The sequence below is a fragment of the Kitasatospora sp. NPDC087314 genome (genome assembly GCF_044744365.1).
GTDB lineage: Bacteria > Actinomycetota > Actinomycetes > Streptomycetales > Streptomycetaceae > Kitasatospora.
Genome location: NZ_JBIUYE010000002.1, coordinates 106,484 through 123,160, shown reverse-complemented (window position 1 = coordinate 123,160; position 16,677 = coordinate 106,484). Strand labels below are relative to the sequence as shown.

11 protein-coding genes and 1 riboswitch are annotated in these 16,677 nt (G+C 73.9%); of the genes, 7 read left to right on the top strand and 4 right to left on the bottom strand.

What is annotated here, in order from left to right; translation table 11 throughout:
• Window positions 1–62: 62 nt before the first annotated feature.
• Entirely contained in the window at window positions 63–749 is a 687-nt protein-coding gene (gene ribA, locus ACIO5E_RS04430; protein WP_400663717.1) for a GTP cyclohydrolase II, read from the bottom strand.
• Window positions 750–1,199: 450 nt separating this feature from the next.
• On the opposite strand from ribA, the gene gdhA reads away from it, so the two are divergent.
• Together gdhA and ACIO5E_RS04420 are read left to right on the top strand one after the other, a co-directional pair.
• Window positions 1,200–2,597 (top strand): NADP-specific glutamate dehydrogenase, encoded by a 1,398-nt coding sequence (gene gdhA / locus ACIO5E_RS04425; protein ID WP_400663714.1) that lies wholly within the window; start codon window positions 1,200–1,202, stop codon window positions 2,595–2,597.
• Between the two features lie 133 nt (window positions 2,598–2,730).
• Complete coding sequence (locus tag ACIO5E_RS04420; protein ID WP_400663711.1) at window positions 2,731–3,606, top strand: GyrI-like domain-containing protein; 876 nt, start codon at window positions 2,731–2,733, stop codon at window positions 3,604–3,606.
• Window positions 3,607–3,772: 166 nt separating this feature from the next.
• Here the strand turns inward: ACIO5E_RS04420 and ACIO5E_RS04415 are convergent, their stop codons facing one another.
• On the bottom strand, window positions 3,773–4,837 hold the full coding sequence (locus ACIO5E_RS04415) for an amidohydrolase family protein (protein ID WP_400663708.1): 1,065 nt from the start codon (window positions 4,835–4,837) through the stop codon (window positions 3,773–3,775).
• Window positions 4,838–5,176: 339 nt separating this feature from the next.
• Here ACIO5E_RS04415 and ACIO5E_RS04410 point away from each other — a divergent pair, with 339 nt between their 5' ends.
• Entirely contained in the window at window positions 5,177–6,085 is a 909-nt protein-coding gene (locus ACIO5E_RS04410) for an NADP-dependent oxidoreductase (RefSeq protein WP_400663706.1), read from the top strand.
• Window positions 6,086–6,171: 86 nt separating this feature from the next.
• Window positions 6,172–6,936 carry a VOC family protein gene (locus ACIO5E_RS04405; RefSeq protein ID WP_400663703.1) on the top strand — a complete coding sequence of 255 codons (765 nt, stop codon included), beginning with the start codon at window positions 6,172–6,174 and terminating at the stop codon, window positions 6,934–6,936.
• Here the strand turns inward: ACIO5E_RS04405 and lnt are convergent.
• A complete protein-coding gene (gene lnt, locus ACIO5E_RS04400; protein WP_400663700.1) occupies window positions 6,912–8,663 on the bottom strand; it encodes an apolipoprotein N-acyltransferase in 1,752 nt (583 codons plus the stop codon). The genes ACIO5E_RS04405 and lnt overlap by 25 nt on opposite strands.
• Before the next feature lie 89 nt (window positions 8,664–8,752).
• On the bottom strand, window positions 8,753–12,481 hold the full coding sequence (cobN, locus tag ACIO5E_RS04395; RefSeq protein ID WP_400663697.1) for a cobaltochelatase subunit CobN: 3,729 nt from the start codon (window positions 12,479–12,481) through the stop codon (window positions 8,753–8,755).
• Window positions 12,482–12,857: 376 nt separating this feature from the next.
• Window positions 12,858–12,943: riboswitch (cobalamin riboswitch) on the bottom strand.
• A gap of 167 nt (window positions 12,944–13,110) precedes the next feature.
• Here cobN and ACIO5E_RS04390 point away from each other — a divergent pair.
• Genes ACIO5E_RS04390 through ACIO5E_RS04380 form a run of 3 tightly spaced genes read left to right on the top strand, consistent with a single transcriptional unit; the run spans window position 13,111 to window position 16,573 of the window.
• On the top strand, window positions 13,111–14,424 hold the full coding sequence (locus ACIO5E_RS04390; RefSeq protein ID WP_400663695.1) for a hypothetical protein: 1,314 nt from the start codon (window positions 13,111–13,113) through the stop codon (window positions 14,422–14,424).
• Window positions 14,421–15,047 (top strand): precorrin-8X methylmutase, encoded by a 627-nt coding sequence (locus tag ACIO5E_RS04385; RefSeq protein WP_063350072.1) that lies wholly within the window; start codon window positions 14,421–14,423, stop codon window positions 15,045–15,047. Before ACIO5E_RS04390 ends, ACIO5E_RS04385 begins: the two co-directional genes overlap by 4 nt.
• Entirely contained in the window at window positions 15,044–16,573 is a 1,530-nt protein-coding gene (locus ACIO5E_RS04380) for a precorrin-2 C(20)-methyltransferase (protein WP_400663691.1), read from the top strand. The genes ACIO5E_RS04385 and ACIO5E_RS04380 overlap by 4 nt, the downstream gene beginning before the upstream one ends.
• Window positions 16,574–16,677: the final 104 nt, after the last annotated feature.

Below are 16,677 nucleotides of genomic sequence, written 5' to 3'. Positions count from 1 at the left end.
CCACGGCGCTGCATGCCCACGCCAAAGCTGCCGCATTCCACCCGCCTGTGCCGGGCCTTCGGTCAGCTGACGCGCCCCTGCAGAAGATCGTGGGCGAGTGAGAGGGTCGTTCCGCGGACCTTCGCCCGCAGGTAGTGCACGTTGCTCGCGGACAGGTGGACGCCGGTCGGCACCCGCCGCCGCACGGTGATCCCGAGGTCGGACAGCTGCGCCGCCTTGTCGGGGTTGTTGCTCAACAGGTCGATGCCCGTGGCGCCGGCGGTGTCGGCGGTGCTGCTGGCGGTGTCGGCGGTGCCCGTGACGCCGAGCGCGGTGAGCATCTGGGCGGCGGCGGTGTAGTCCCGGTCGTCCTCGGGCAGGCCGAGCGCGGTGTTGGCGTCGTACGTGTCCAACCCGGAGTCCTGCAGGGCGTACGCCTCGAGTTTGTTGTAGAGCCCGATGCCCCGGCCCTCCTGACGCAGGTACAGCAGGTAGCCGCCGGCCTCGGTGATCCGCTCGACCGACTCGCGCAGCTGCGGGCCGCAGTCGCAGCGGTCCGAGCCGAACACGTCGCCGGTCAGGCACTCCGAGTGCAGGCGCACCAGCGGCGTCCCGCCCTCCGGCACCTCGCCGAACGCGAGGGCCAGGTGCTCGGCGCCGTCGGCCAGGCCGCGGAAGGTGAAGGCCTCCGCCTCGGCGCGGTAGCCGTCGGGGAAGGTCAGCGGGATGCGCACACGCGAGCGCACCGTGGCGGGGCCGGGCTGCGGCATGGGTGGGCCTCCGTCGATGAGTCGATGAGCCGAAGAAAAGCAGAACGGGTGGATCGGATGTCGACGGTACTCGTTAGTTCCAATTTGAACAACTGCATACCGTCTGTGCCCGATACGGCCACGGAGGCGCACAACACCGCCCGTGCCCCACCTGTTCCCGCCGCGTTCCCAGTGGGGCGCCTACGTTCCGTGACGATCGTCCGGGACGGGACGGGCCGCGACGGGGCGGGGCTGGGCGGGGCGGCGGAGGCTTCGCGTGCGGACGCCGGTTCAGCCGGGCTCCGTGCGGACGCGAGGACGCTGGTGGATCGTACGGTCCGCGGGGCGCGGGGGTTTCAGCATGTGGATGCCTCGGGAGCCGGGCTGTGGACACTGCGAGACTTCCCCCGTTTCCTGGGCACGGGAACGCCTCGCGCACGAGCACCGACGACCACGGAAGGTCCTGATCAGATGCCCACCACCCCCCACGCCGCCACCTCCCCGACCTCGCCGACCTCCTCCGACGCCGAGCAGCGCGTGATCGAGGCGCTCTACGCGGACGTGGTCCGCCGCAACCGGGGCGAGGCGGAGTTCCACCAGGCGGTCCACGAGGTCCTGGAGACCCTCGGGCCGGTGCTCGCCCGCCGCCCCGAGTTCGTCGACGCCCGGATCATCGAGCGGATCTGCGAGCCCGAGCGGCAGCTCATGTTCCGGGTCCCGTGGACGGACGACTCCGGCGACATCCACGTGAACCGCGGCTTCCGGGTCGAGTTCAGCAGCGTCCTCGGCCCGTACAAGGGCGGGCTGCGTTTCCACCCGTCGGTGAACCTCGGCATCGTCAAGTTCCTCGGCTTCGAGCAGATCTTCAAGAACGCGCTCACCGGGCTGTCGATCGGCGGCGGCAAGGGCGGCTCCGACTTCGACCCCAAGGGCCGCTCGGACGCCGAGATCATGCGGTTCTGCCAGTCCTTCATGACCGAGCTGTACCGCCACCTCGGCGAGCACACCGACGTCCCGGCCGGGGACATCGGCGTCGGCGGCCGGGAGATCGGCTACCTGTTCGGCCAGTACAAGCGGATCACCAACCGCTACGAGACCGGCGTGCTCACCGGCAAGGGCCTCGGCTGGGGCGGTGCGCAGGCCCGGACCGAGGCGACCGGCTACGGCTGCGTGATGTTCACGGCCGAGATGCTGCACAGCCGTGGCGAGAGCCTGGACGGGCGCCGGGTCGCCGTCTCCGGCTCCGGCAACGTCGCCATCTACGCGATCGAGAAGGCGCAGCAACTCGGCGCGACCGTGCTCACCTGCTCGGACTCCACCGGCTACGTGGTGGACGAGAAGGGCATCGACCTCGCCCTCCTCAAGGAGGTCAAGGAGGTCCGGCGCGGCCGGGTCGCCGACTACGCCGAACTGCGCGGCAGCCACGTCCGGTTCGTCGAGGGCCCGGGCGTGTGGGGCGTGCCCTGCGACGTCGCGCTGCCCTGCGCCACCCAGAACGAGCTCACCGAGGCGGACGCGCTCGCCCTGGTGCGGGGCGGGGTGCAGGCGGTCGCCGAGGGCGCCAACATGCCCACCACCCCGGAGGCGGTACGGGTGTTCCAGGAGGCCGGGGTGGCCTTCGGCCCGGGTAAGGCGGCGAACGCGGGCGGCGTCGCCACCAGCGCGCTGGAGATGCAGCAGAACGCCTCGCGCGACTCCTGGACCTTCGCCCGTACCGAGGAGCGGCTGGCCGGGATCATGAAGCACATCCACGACTCCTGCTTCACCACCGCCGAGCGCTACGGGCACCCGGGCGACTACGTGGTGGGCGCGAACATCGCCGGCTTCGAGCTGGTCGCGGACGCGATGCTGGCCCAGGGCGTGATCTGAGCCGGGCTGCTTGCCCCCCCATCGTCGTCCGTCACCACCCTGCCGCACCCGACCGGAGCGGGCACCGATTGTCGGGTGCGGCAGGGTGGGTCCTTCCTACGGTGGTGATCAGTAAGGGAAGGACGGGGTCGGCATGCTGGAGCACCTGAACCGGGCGATGGAGCACATCGAACGGGACCTGGACCGCGAGGTCGAGGTCGCCGAGCTGGCCCGGATCGCGATGACGTCGGAGTACCACTTCCGGCGGCTGTTCTCGACGCTCGCCGGGATGCCGCTGTCGGAGTACGTCCGGCGTCGGCGGCTGACCGTCGCCGGGGCCGAAGTCCTCGGCGGCGAGCGGACGTTGCTCGACATCGCGAACCGGTACGGCTACACCTCGGGGGAGGCTTTCGCCCGGGCGTTCCGGGCGATGCACGGGGTCGGGCCGGGCGAGGCCCGGCGCGACGGTGCGGTGCTCAAGTCCCAGCCCCGGATGTCCTTCCGGCTCGTCGTGGAAGGAATCAGCAGTATGGAATACCGGATCATCGAACAGCCGGACTTCCGGATCATCGGCCGGCGGGCGCGGGTCCCGCTGGTGCACGAGGGCGTGAACCCGGCGATCGCCTCGTTCATCCAAGGGCTCGGCCGGGAGACCGTCGACCGGATCTCGGCGCTCTCGGGCCGGGAGCCGGAAGGCATCCTCTCGGTCACCGAGTTCTTCTCGGAGAGCCGCGAGGAGGGCGTCGAACTCGACTACTACCACGCGGTGGTGGCGGACGCGGACGTCGTCGTCCCGGAGGGCCTGGACGTCCGCGAGGTACCGGCGGGCACCTGGGCGGTCTTCTCCAGCACCGGGACCTTCCCGAAGGCCCTCCAGGAGATGTGGCGGGACGTCTTCACCCAGTGGTTCCCGTCCAACCCGTACGAGTTCCGGCCGGGGCCGGAGATCCTGCGCACCCGCTTCGTCCCCGGCACCGGTGACGCCGAGGCCCAGCTCTGGATGCCGGTCGAGCGCGCCGCCGCGCGGTGAACACCCCTGGGCCGGTGGGACGTCGAGCGTTCCACCGGCCCAGGGCTGGTGAGGGCTCGCACATGGCGGGGCTCGTGCCCTTCCGGTCCGGTTCGCCGGCGTGGGCCGGTCCGGTGCAGGAGGGGTGCGGGCCGGTCGGGTGCAGGAGGGGCGCGGGCCGGGCGGGTCAGTCGCCCAGGGCGGTGAGCGCGAAGGCGCGGGTGCCGGCGACGTGGCGGCGGGCCGGCTCCTCGTCCGTCCGGGCGTCGGTGGTCCAGCCGAGCAAGTGTGCCCGGTGCAGCATGTCGGCGTTGCCGAACGGGCTCCAGGAGTCGCGCACGCCGTCCGAACCGAGGCCCACCTTCACCCCGTGGGCCCGCAACTCCCGGAAAGGCAGCACCTGGTGGGCCGAGGGCGCGACGGTGGTCGGTCCGATGCCGGCGTCGGCCAGCAGTTCGGCGAGGCCGGCGAGCTCGGCGCCGGACAGCTCGGGCACGCAGAACGCGTGGCTCACCACGGCTCGGCCCTGCAGCCCGGCGGCCTTCGTCCGGGCGGCGATGTCACGCAGCGGGGTGAGGCCGCGCTCGCCGATGTCGTGGAGGTGGACGTCCAGTTGGAGCCCGTGCTTCTCGGCGAGGCCGAAGACCTGGTCCAGCTGGGCCGGCCCCTCGCCGTCCTCGCCGACCCCGTCGAACCCGGCCGGGTCGATCCCGCCCACCGCGTCGATCAGCCCGCTCGCCGCCGCCTCGGCGAGCAGCGCGCCCGCGCCCGGCGTCCGCCGCACGCCGTGCTGCGGGAACGCCACCACCTGCACGTCCAGCGCCGGGCTCAGCCGCTCCCGGGCGGCCGCCAGCCCCTCGACCCCGGCCAGCCCGTACGCCGGGGCGACGTCGACATGGGCCCGCACCGCCCGGGTGCCCCGGGTTACCGCGTGGGCGAGCAGCCGCCCGGCCCGCTCGGCGAGCGGCGTCCGCTGGTGCTCGTACAGCTCGACATCGCCCCGCACGTACTCCGGCAGCCCGCCGGCCGCCCGTCGGCTGTACCAGGGCTCGCTCCAGGCCGTCTTGTCCGGGTGGATGTGCGCATCCACCAGCGTCGGCAGCGCGATCCGCCCCCGACCGTCGACCTCCTCCACCCGCGCGCCCTCCGGTACCGCTGCGGCCAGCCGACCGTCGACGGCGACCAGATCGGTCGCGCCGTCCACGCCGAAGGGGCGGACTCCGCGGAAGACGGTGGCGGTGGGGATGGTCATGATTTCTCCTGTTTTGGTGCGGTTTGTCATGGCGGGCCCAATCAGCCCGACGGTCGGCCGATTCGTCAACTCCCGTGGGGGGACGGGTCGGTGGGGGTGGGGGCGTCGACCTGGGCGGCGCTGCCGCGATGTGTGCGCGGTTCGTGAACAGATGACAGCTTTCAGATTTCAGCTTTCAGATAACAGATTTCAAAATCTGTTATCTGAAAGCTGTCATCTGTTACTTGTTCGCCGCCCCCGCCGGCAGCCCGTTCGGCGCAGCAGCGGCGGGCCGGGGCTCGCGCCGGGCCGCATGCTGGGGCGGGGGAGGGGCTACCGATGCGAGGAGTGGGATCACCGATGGTCAAGGCGTTCGGCTTCGTCGACTACGGCGGGCCGGAGACACAGGATTTCCTGGACCGTCCGGCGCTGGAGCCCGGCCCGGGGCAACTGGCGATCGCGGTCCGCGCGGCCGGGGTGAACCCGGTGGACTGGAAGATCCGCCGCGGTCTGCTCGGCCGGCGGCGCGAACTCCCCTCCGTCATGGGCCAGGAGGCCTCCGGCGTGGTGCGGCAGGTCGGCCCGGGGGTTGCCGGCTTCACCCCGGGCGACGAGGTGTTCGGCATCACGGCCGCCGGCGCCTTCGCGGAACAGACGCTGCTCAGCGCCGGGTCGAGCGCGCTCAAGCCCGAGGGCGTCGGCTTCGACCAGGCCGCCACGCTGTCCGTCTCGGTCGCCACCGCGGACGACGCCATCCGGGACCTAGGCCTCGGCGCCGGCCGGACGCTGCTGATCCTCGGCATCGCCGGCGGCGTCGGCAGCGCGGCCGCCCAGATCGCCCGTAGCCGCGGCCTGACCGTTTTCGGCACCGCGAGCGACACCGGCCGTGCCTACGTGGAGTCCCTCGGCGCGGTGCAGATCCGCTACGGGGACGGCGTCGCCGAACGGATCACGGCCGCGGCGCCCGGCGGCGTCGACGGCATCCTCGACCTGGTGGGCGGCGACGCCCTGCGGGCCGCCGTCCACGCGCTCAAGGACCGCACGGAGCTGGTCAGCACCGCCGACCAGGCCACCGCGGCCGAACTCGGCGGCCGCTACATCACCCGCTCGACGACGCCCGAGACCCTCGCGGCGCTGGCGGCCCTGGTCGCGGCCGGCGAGTTGGACCCGCACATCACCGCCCGCTACCCGCTGGCCCACGCCGCCGAGGCGCTCGCCCTCGTCGAGTCCGGCCACGCCCGCGGCAAGGTCGTCCTTGAAGTCTCCTGATGTACTTGAAGTCTCCTGATGTAAAGGCCACTTGACGGTCGATCGCAGCGAACCGAGAGTCGCAGAAAACCAAGGGAAGAACAGCCATGAAGCAGACCTCCGTGACCACCAACGGCCCTTGCTGGGTCGAGCTGGGCACCTCCGACCCCGCCGCCGCCGAGGCCTTCTACAGCGAGCTGTTCGGCTGGCGCGCGGACAACGGCGTACGCCCCGAGGCCGGCGGCTACACCCAGATGTTCCTCGGCGATGCCCCGGCCGCCGCCGTCACCTCGCTGGCCGGGCCGCAGCAGCCCATCGCCTGGACGGTCGCCTTCGCCGTCATCGACGCCGACGCCACCGTCCTGAAGATCAAGGGCGCCGGCGGCACCGTGCTGATGGGGCCCACCGACGTGTTCGACCTCGGCCGCTTCGCGGTGGTCACGGACCAGTCGAGGGCGGTCTTCACCCTCTGGCAGGCCCGCGCGTTCCAGGGTGCAGGGGTGTTCAACGAGCCGGGATCGCTCGGCTGGGTGGAGCTGCTCACCCGTGACCCGGCCGGGTCGACCGTCTTCTACCCGACGGTCTTCGGCTGGTCCGTCCGCCCGTCCGAGCAGTACACCCAGTGGGGCCTGAACGGCGAGGACTTCGGCGGCATGCTGGTGATGGACGACCGTTTCCCGCCGCAGGTGCCGCCGCACTGGCTGCCGTACTTCTCGGTGGCCGACGTCGACACCACCGTCGCCCGGGCCGCCGCGCTGGGCGCCGAGGTGCTGATGCCGGCCACCGACGTGCCGGACGGCCCGCGGATCGCCGTACTGCGCGACGCGCAGGGCGCCGCGTTCGGGGTCTACTTGGCCGGCGCCGAAGGGTGAGCCGAGGACTGGGACGAGGGCTGCGCTGAGGACCGGGACGAGGACTGGGACGAGGACTGGGATGACGGCTGAGCCGAAGCCGGCGCCCACCGGCGCAGCCCTCGGGTGGACCGCCACCCCGCCACCGCCGCCCCCGCCGTGACCAGCAGCGCGCCGGCCGGCACCACGTCGCCGATCCGGTCGTACCAGGTCATCGTTCCGGCGTCGGTGAGCGGCAGCCGGACGGTCACCGCGCCGGTGCCGTCGGTGCCGAGCCGGGCGAGCTCCCGGCCCTGCGCGTCGAAGGCCGCCGAGACCCCGGTCAGTGAGGCCTGCACGGCCGGCCGGCCGGTCTCGGCGGCCCTGATGGCCGCCAGCGAGACGTGCTGTTCGGGCGCCCAGGTGTGCTGGAAGGTCGAGGTCGAGGACTGGTAGACGAGCACCCGGGCGCCATCCCGCGCGGCGGTGCGGGCCATGTCGGGGAAGGCCGACTCGAAGCAGATCAGCGCGCCGACCGGCAGCGGCGCGCCCGCCCGGTCGACGGCCGGCAGGACGTGGAAGGCGGTGCCCGGCGCCCGGTTCTCGCCGGCCGCCCGGCTGACGCCGGCGATCCAGCCGAGCACCGGCCGCAGCGGGATGTACTCGCCGAAGGGCACCAGCCGGATCTTGCGGTAGCGGTCCACCACGCCCGCCTGGGAGACCAGCACCGCGTCCTTGGAGATCCGCCCGTCCGCCTTGCGCGCGTCCTCCCCGGCGATGATCTGCGCACCGGTCGCGGCGGCGAGCGCGCGCAGCCGGTCGAGTGTGGCCGGGTCGTGGTCGAGGTCGGCGGTGCTGCTGCTCTCGCCCCAGACGACCAGGTCCACCGGCCGCCCGCCGAGTGCGGCGGTGGCCCGGGCGCTGGCCTCGAACCGGGCCTGCGGGTCCTCCACGATGCCCGGCTGGACCAGCGCGACGGCGACCGCCCCGGCCCGGGCGGGGGCCTCGCGCAGCGCGAACAGCAGCGGGCCGGCGGCCAGTACCAGGACGGTGGCCAGCGCCGCGAGGGCGCGCGGCCGCCGGTGCACGGCGGTCAGGGCGATCAGCACCCCGGTGTTGGCGGCCACGACCGCCGCGCTGACCAGCCAGATCCCGCCGGCCGAGGCCAGGGCGAGGACCGCCGGGTGCTGCCACTGGGTGGCGCCGAGCAGCGCCCACGGCCCGCCGAGCGCGGGCCAGGACCGCGCGTACTCGGTGGTCACCCAGACCGCCGGGACGACGACCAGCGCGAGCGCCGCCCCACGGGTGGTCAGCGGCGGGTGCAGCAGCCGGTGGACGGCGTAGCCGACGCCGCCCTGCAGCGCCCCGAACAGCACCGCGAGCACCGGCAGCCCCGGCCCGATGGACGGGACCAGCCAGTACATCGCGGTCAGGATGAAGCCCGCCCCGAACCACCACCCGCGCACCGCCGCCTCCCGCCCGCCGGGCGCGCGCTGCATCAGCAGCAGCCCGGGGACGAGCGCGACCCACGCCAGCCAGGCCTGCCCCGGCGCCGGGAAGGCGAGCACCGGCACCGCCCCGGCCGCCAGCGCGCCGAACCGAGCGCGGTAGCGGTGCGGGTGCGGGTGTGGATGCGGATGGAGGTGCGGATGCCGGCCCCGATGCGAGGGCGCGGTCACCTGCGGGTGCCGGTGTGCCTGCGGGTTGGCACGGCGCTCGGGGTGCGGCGTGCGCCGGGTGGGGCTGGTGAGGGCGAGGCGGCGGGGCATGCCCCGTATTGTCCGCTTGGATGGACTACGCCACCAGTGTTCATGTCACCCGAACGGCGTACAGGAACACTGGTGGCCACTCCCGTGACTCAGCCCTCGCCGCCCTCCAGGTCCCCCTCGGTCTCCAGGAACGCGGCCTGCAGCTGTGCGATCAGCTCCGGGTCGGGCCGCTCCCACAGCCCCCGGCTCGCCGCCTCCAGCAGTCGCTCGCTGATCCCGTGCAGCGCCCACGGGTTGGCGCCGGCCAGGAACTCCCGGTTGACCGGGTCGAGCACGTACTCCTGGGTCAGCTTCTCGTACATCCAGTCCGCGACCACGCCGGTGGTGGCGTCGTAGCCGAAGAGGTAGTCCACGGTCGCGGCCATCTCGAACGCGCCCTTGTAGCCGTGCCGGCGCATCGCCTCGATCCAGCGCGGGTTGACCACCCGGGCGCGGAAGACGCGGGCGGCCTCCTCGGTCAGCGTCCGGGTGCGGACGGTCTCCGGCCGGGTCGAGTCGCCGATGTAGGCGGTCGGCGCCTTGCCGGTGAGTGCCCGGACGGTGGCCACCATGCCGCCGTGGTACTGGAAGTAGTCGTCCGAGTCGGCGATGTCGTGCTCGCGGGTGTCGGTGTTCTTCGCGGCGACGGTGATCCGCTTGTACGCGGTCTCCATCTCCTCGCGGGCCGGCCGCCCGTCCAGCCCGCGCCCGTAGGCGTAGCCGCCCCAGACCGTGTACACCTCGGCCAGGTCGGCGTCGGTGCGCCAGTCCCGGCTGTCGATCAGCTGGAGCAGGCCGGCCCCGTAGGTGCCCGGGCGGGAGCCGAAGACGCGGACGGTGGCCTTGCGCTCGTCGCCGTGCACCGCGAGGTCGGCCTGGACGTGGGCGCGCACGAAGTTCTGCTCCGCGGGCTCCTCCTGGGCGGCGGCCAGGCGCACCGCGTCGTCCAGCAGGGCGACCACGTGCGGGAAGGCGTCGCGGAAGAAACCGGAGATGCGCAGCGTCACGTCGATGCGCGGGCGGCCCAGCTCCTCCAGGGTGATCGCCTCCAGGCCGGTGACCCGGCGCGAGGCGTCGTCCCAGACCGGGCGGACGCCGAGCAGGGCGAAGGCCTCGGCGATGTCGTCGCCGGCGGTGCGCATCGCGCTGGTGCCCCACAGCGACAGCCCGACCGAGGGCGGGTAGGCGCCGTCGTTGTCGGCGGTGTACCGCTCGACCAGCGAGGCGGCGAGTGCCTGGCCGGTCTCCCAGGCGAGCTTGCTGGGGACGGCCTTCGGGTCGACGGAGTAGAAGTTGCGGCCGGTCGGCAGCACGTTGACCAGGCCGCGCAGCGGCGAGCCGGACGGCCCGGCCGGGACGAAGCCGCCGCGCAGCGCGTGCAGCACCGCGTCCAGCTCGTCGGTGGTGGCCGCCAGCCGCGGCACCACCTGGGTGGCGGCGAAGGTCAGCACCTCGTGGACGGCCTCCGGCAGTCCGGCGGCGACCTTCTCCACCGCCTCGACCGCCCAGTCCTGCGCCTCCATGGCCTCGACCAGGGCGCGGGCCTGAGCCTCGGCGGCGTCGGTGGCGCCGAGGGAGAGCGCGGCCTCGTCCAGACCGAGCGCCTCGCGCAGACCGGGCAGTGCGCTGACGCCGCCCCAGATCTGGCGGGCGCGCAGGATGGCGAGCACGATGTTGACCCGGTCGGTGCCGGCCGGCGCCTGCCCGAGGACGTGCAGGCCGTCGCGGATCTGGGCGTCCTTGATCTCGCAGAGCCAGCCGTCGACGTGCAGCAGGAAGTCGTCGAAGCCGTCGTCCTCGGGGCGCTCGTCCAGGCCGAGGTCGTGGTCCAGCTTGGCGGCCTGGATGAGGGTCCAGATCTGGGCGCGGATCGCGGGCAGCTTGGCCGGGTCCATCGCGGCGATGTTGGAGTGCTCGTCCAGCAGCTGCTCCAGACGGGCGATGTCGCCGTAGGAGTCGGCGCGGGCCATCGGCGGGACGAGGTGGTCGACGAGGGTGGCATGGGCGCGGCGCTTGGCCTGGGTGCCCTCGCCCGGGTCGTTGACCAGGAACGGGTAGACCAGCGGCAGGTCGCCGAGGACGGCGTCCGGGCCGCACTCGGCGGACAGCGCCGCGGTCTTGCCGGGCAGCCACTCCAGGTTGCCGTGCTTGCCGAGGTGGATGACGGCGTGCGCGCCGAAGCCGCCGTCGGCCTGCGCGGCCTCGATCCAGCGGTAGGCGGCCAGGTAGTGGTGGCTCGGCGGCAGGTCGGGGTCGTGGTAGATGGCGACCGGGTTCTCGCCGAAGCCGCGCGGCGGCTGGATGAGGACGAGCAGGTTCCCGGAGCGGATCGCGGCCAGCACGATGTCGCCGTCCGGGTTCTGCGAGCGGTCGACGTACAGCTCGCCGGGGGCCGGGCCCCAGTGCTCCTCGACCCGCTCGCGCAGCGCCTGGGACAGCGTGGCGTACCAGCGGCGGTAGTCGGCGGCGGGGATGCGCACCGGGTTGCGGGCCAGCTGGTCCTCGGTGAGCCAGTCCTGGTCGTAGCCGCCCGCCGCGATCAGGGCGTGGATGAGGGCGTCGCCCTCGTGGGCGTCCTCCCGCGTGGCCTGGGCCTGGCCGTCCGTCTCCGCGGCCTCGTCGGCGCCGTCCGTCGCCGCGGTCCGGTCGTGGCCGTCCGTCGCCGTGGTCCGGTCGAGTGCGGCCCGATCGAGCGGGGGCTGGTCGAGGCCGGGCAGCTGGTCGCCCAGGTCCATGCCCTCCGCGCGCAGCCGGTGCAGCAGCCGCATCGCGCTGGCCGGGGTGTCCAGACCGACGGCGTTGCCGACCCGGGCGTGCTTGGTCGGGTACGCGGACAGTACGAGCGCGAGGCGGCGCTCGGCGGCCGGGATGTGCCGCAGTCGGGCGTGCTTGACGGCGGTGCCGGCCACCCGGGCGGCGCGCTCCGGGTCGGCGGCGTAGACGGTGAGGCCGTCCTCGTCCAGCTCCTTGAAGGAGAACGGGACGCTGATCAGCCGGCCGTCGAACTCCGGCACCGCGATCTGGGTGGCGGTGTCCAGCGGGGACAGGCCGTCGTCGCTGGTCTCCCACTGGGCGCGCGACCAGGTCAGGCAGAGCGCCTGCAGGATCGGCCGGTCCAGCGCGGCGAGCGCGCCCGCGTCCCAGGCCTCCTCGTCGCCGCCGGCCTGCGCGTCGGCGGGGCGGGTGCCGCCGGCGGCGAGCACGGTGGTGACGATCGCGTCGGCCTCGCCGAGCGCGGCCAGCAGTTCGGGCTCGGCGCCGCGCAGCGAGGCGCAGTAGTAGGCCCTGGCCTGCGCGCCCTGGTCCTCGATCGCCCGGCAGAGCGTCTCCACGAAGGCGGTGTTGCCGCTCATGTGGTGGGCGCGGTAGTAGAGCACCGCGACCGTCGGACCGGCCTGCGTACGGGCTTCGCGCTCCAGCGGGCCCCAGGCCGGGGCGGAGGCGGGCGGGGCGAAACCGTGGCCGGTCAGCAGCACGGTGTCGGAGAGGAAGGCGGCCAGCTCGGCGAGGTTGGCGGCGCCGCCGTGGGCGAGGTAGGCGTGCGCCTCGGCGGCGATGCCGGCCGGGACGGTGGACAGCTCCATCAGCTGGGCGTCGGGGGCCTGCTCACCGGTCAGTACGACCACCGGGCGGGGACCGGCCAGCAGGGCGTCCAGGCCCTCCTGCCAGGCGCGGCGGCCGCCGAGCAGGCGGACCACGACGAGGTCGGTGCCCTCCACCAGGGCGGGCAGGTCCGCGGGGGTGAGCCGGGCAGGGTTGCCGAGCCGGTAGCGGACCGGGCCCTCGGCGGCGCGGGCACTGAGCAGGTCGGTGTCGGACGTCGACAGCAGCAGGATCATGCGAAGGCCCTCCCGGCCTCGGAGCCGCCCCGAGCCGAAGGGCGCGCCGGCGTTGAAAGTGACGAGTGACTAGCGACTGGCGGGTGACTGGCGACTGATGAAGGACGAGCGGCTGGTGAAGGACAAGCGACTGACGAAGGAGCGGTCGCCGGGACGTCGGGGCACCGCCCGGTCGCCGGGCTGGGACGGGGCGTCGACGGAGGGTGCGGCGTCGACGGCCGGTGCGAGCACCGGGGGTACGAGGACGGCGGGTGCGAGCGCCCGGAGGCGTACGGGCGCCGGGCGCCCGTACGGGAAACGGGCGCGGGCATGCGACAGCGCAATGCTCTTCAAGCCTTCCTCGGGGTCCGCGCCCCGGGCCGGTGGAGGACGGCAGGAGTTCCTGGCTCCCGCGGCCGTCCGGTCTCCCGGTGAACCGCGGTCACAGTGGCGGGACCGCACCGGGTTTGCACCGGTTTCCTCCCCTGCGCCGTCGCTGGCGTGTGCACGGTCCGCGGGGACCGTCCGCCAGCATCGTACGGGGTGCGGCTGACCTGGGGGAGGGCGATCCCGGGGAGGCCGCTCGGAGCGCCCGGGGTGTGATGCAGCGGACGGAGGCAATCGATCCGATCATCTGTATGCTCGCGGCCATGCCACCGACACCCGACGCCACCGCGCCGGGCGCCGCGGTGCCCGACCGGGGGCGCGCGGACGCCTGCCCAGGGGCCCTTCGTCTACATGCGGCCGACGACGGCGCCCTGGCCCGGGTCCGCCTGCCCGGCGGCCTGTTGACGGTCCGTCAGGTACTGGCGCTGGCCGATGCCGCCGAGGCGCTCGGTGACGGCGAACTGGAGACCACCTCCCGCGGCAACGTCCAACTTCGCGGCCTGGCTTCGCACTGCGGGGCGGAACTCGCCGAACGGCTGCGCGCCGTCGCCCTGCTGCCCTCGGACACCCACGAGCGGGTACGCAACATCGTCGCCTCGCCGCTCGCCGGGCTCGACGCGTACGGCTTCGCCGACGTGCAGACCTGGGTGCGGGAGCTGGACGCGCGGCTGTGTGCGAGCGACTGGGCGGCCGGACTCTCCGGCAAGTTCCTGTTCGCGCTGGACGACGGGCGGGGCGACGTCGCCGCGCTCGACGCCGATGTGACATTGATCGCAGGCTCGGACGGGTCCGCGCTGCTGCGCCTCGGGCGGGCGGCCCACGGGCGCCCGGTGCCCGCGGGGCAGGCGGTGACGGCCGCGCTGGACGCGGCCCGGGCCTTCCTGGACGCGCTGCGGGCGGGCGGGCGCAAGGCCTGGCACCTGCGCGAGGCGACCGATCTGCTGCCGGCCGGTTCGGTGCCGCTGCCCGCCTTCGCCGGGGCGACGCCCGCGGTCGGCGTGGTGACGGGCGGTGCCCGGGCGGCGGGCCTTCTGGCGGCTGGCGCCGGAGCGGACGGTGCCTCGACGGGCGATGCCACGACGGGCGGGCTCTCGGTGGGCATGCGTTTCGGCCGGGCCACCGCCGCGCAGTGGCGGGAGCTCGCGGGCGCCTGCGCCGGGGAGGTCCGGCTGACGCCCTGGCGCGGCGCGGTACTGCCCGGGGCGCCGGCCGACCGGCTGCCCGCACTGGCGGCGGCCGGGTTCCGTACCGCGCCCGGCTCGCCCTGGGAGCGGGCCACCGCCTGCACCGGACTGCCGGGGTGTGCCAAGTCGCTGGCCGACGTCCGTTCGGACGCGGCGCGGGCGCTCGATACGGCGGCCTCCACCGGGGGCCAGCCTGCCGTCGGCCTGCCGGTGCACTGGTCGGGGTGTGAACGACGCTGCGGTCATCCGGCCGGGCGGTGGGTGGACGTGCTCGCCGTCGGGCAGGGCTACCGGGTGACGGTGAACGGTCCGGTGGCCGCCCGGGTGGCCGTGGACGTGACGAACGAGGAGATGGCCGAGGCGGTCGCCGAGGCCAGGAGGACCACGAAGTGATCGAGTACGAGAAGGACGGCGCGTCCATCTACCGCCAGTCCTTTGCCACCATCCGTGCGGAGGCCGATCTGGCCGCCCTCCCGGCGGACGTCTCCCAGGTCGCGGTGCGGATGATCCACGCCTGCGGGATGGTCGACCTGGTCGAGGACCTGGTGTACTCGCCCGGCGTGGTCGCCTCCGCGCGGGCGGCGCTGCGGGCCGGGGCGCCGATCCTCTGCGACGTCAACATGGTGGCGAGTGGCGTCACCCGCAAGCGGCTGCCCGCCGACAACGAGGTCGTCTGTACCCTCACCGACCCGTCCGTGCCGGAGCTCGCCCGGAAGATGGGCAACACCCGCAGTGCCGCCGCCATGGAACTGTGGCTGCCCCGGCTGGAGGGCGCGGTGGTGGCCGTCGGCAACGCGCCGACCTCGCTGTTCCGGCTGCTGGAGATGATCGAGGCGGGCGCGCCGCGCCCGGCCGCGGTGATCGGCGTACCGGTCGGTTTCATCGGTGCCGCGGAGTCCAAGCAGGCCCTGGCCGAGCACCCGTCCGGCCTGGAGCACCTGGTGGTGCGCGGCCGGCGCGGTGGCAGCGCGATCGCCGCCGCCGCCGTCAACGCGATTGCGAGCGAAGAAGAGTGACGGATCTTCAAATCTCCGGTGCCGGGCGGCTCTACGGCGTCGGGCTCGGCCCGGGAGACCCGTCGCTGGTGACCGTCCGCGCGGCCGAACTCATCGGCAAGGCCGACGTGGTGGCGTACCACAGCGCCCGGCACGGCCGGTCCATCGCGCGCTCGATCGCCGAGCGGTATCTGACGGATGGTCAGATCGAGGAGAAGCTGGTCTACCCGATCACGGTCGAGACCACCGACCACCCGGGCGGCTACCGGGGCGCGCTGGACGACTTCTACGAGGAGGCCGCCGCCCGGCTGGCCGCCCACCTGGACGCCGGGCGCGACGTCGTGGTCCTCGCCGAGGGCGACCCGCTGTTCTACGGCTCGTACCAGCACATGCACAAGCGGCTCGCGCACCGGTACCCGACCGAGGTGGTGCCGGGCGTGACCTCCCTCAGTGCCGCGGCCGCCCGGCTCGGGCAGCCGCTGACCGAGGCCGAGGAGACGCTCACCGTCATCCCGGGCACGCTGCCCGAGGAGGAGCTGACGGCGCGGATCGCCGCCGCCGACTCCGCCGTGATCATGAAGCTGGGGCGCACCTTCCCGGCCGTCCGGCGGGCGCTGGAGCGGGCCGGGCGGCTCGACGACGCGCAGTACGTCGAGCGCGCGTTCATGGACGGGGAGCGCATCGCGCCGCTCGCGGAGGTCGAGGGCGACAGCGTCCCGTACTTCGCGGTCGCGGTGCTGCCGAGCAAGGTCGCGCCGCTGGAACCGGTGGAGCCGCTGGACCGGCGGGCGGACGGCGCGGGCGCCGTGACCGTCGTCGGCACCGGACCGGCCGGGCCGCTCTGGCTCACCCCGGAGGCGCGCGGCGCCCTGGCCGAGGCGACCGACCTGGTCGGCTACACCACCTACCTGGACCGGGTGCCCGAGCGGCCGGGGCAGCGGCGGCACGGCTCGGACAACAAGGTGGAGTCGGAGCGCGCCGAGTACGCCCTCGAACTGGCCCGGCGCGGGCGCAAGGTCGCGGTGGTGTCCTCGGGCGACCCGGGCGTCTTCGCGATGGCCACCGCCGTGCTGGAGGTCGCCTGCGAGGAGGCCTACCGGGACGTCCCGGTGCGGATCGTGCCAGGGATGACGGCGGCGCACGCGGCCGCCTCCCGGGCCGGCGCCCCGCTCGGGCACGACTACGCGGTGGTGTCGCTGTCGGACCGGCTCAAGCCCTGGGACGTGGTGGCCCGCAGGCTGCGCGCGGCGGCCGAGGCGGACCTGGTGCTCGCGCTCTACAACCCGGGTTCGAAGTCGCGCACCACGCAGGTCGCCCTCGCCCGGGACCTGCTGCTGGAGTACCGCGCGCCGCAGACGCCCGTGGTGATGGCGCGCGATGTGGGCGGGCCGACCGAACGCGTCCGGATCGTCCGGCTGGGCGAGCTGGATCCGGCGCTGGTCGACATGCGGACGATCCTGCTGGTCGGCTCCTCGCAGACCCAGGCGGTCGAGCGGGGCGGAGGCGTGCAGGTCGTCTGGACGCCGCGGCGCTACCCGGAGGCGTGACGGCCGACGGCTGATGGCCGACGACGAACAGATGACAGCTAACAGATTTCATCATCTGTTAGCTGTCATCTGTTTTCTGTTCGTCGTCAGCCGTCAGTCGCTGT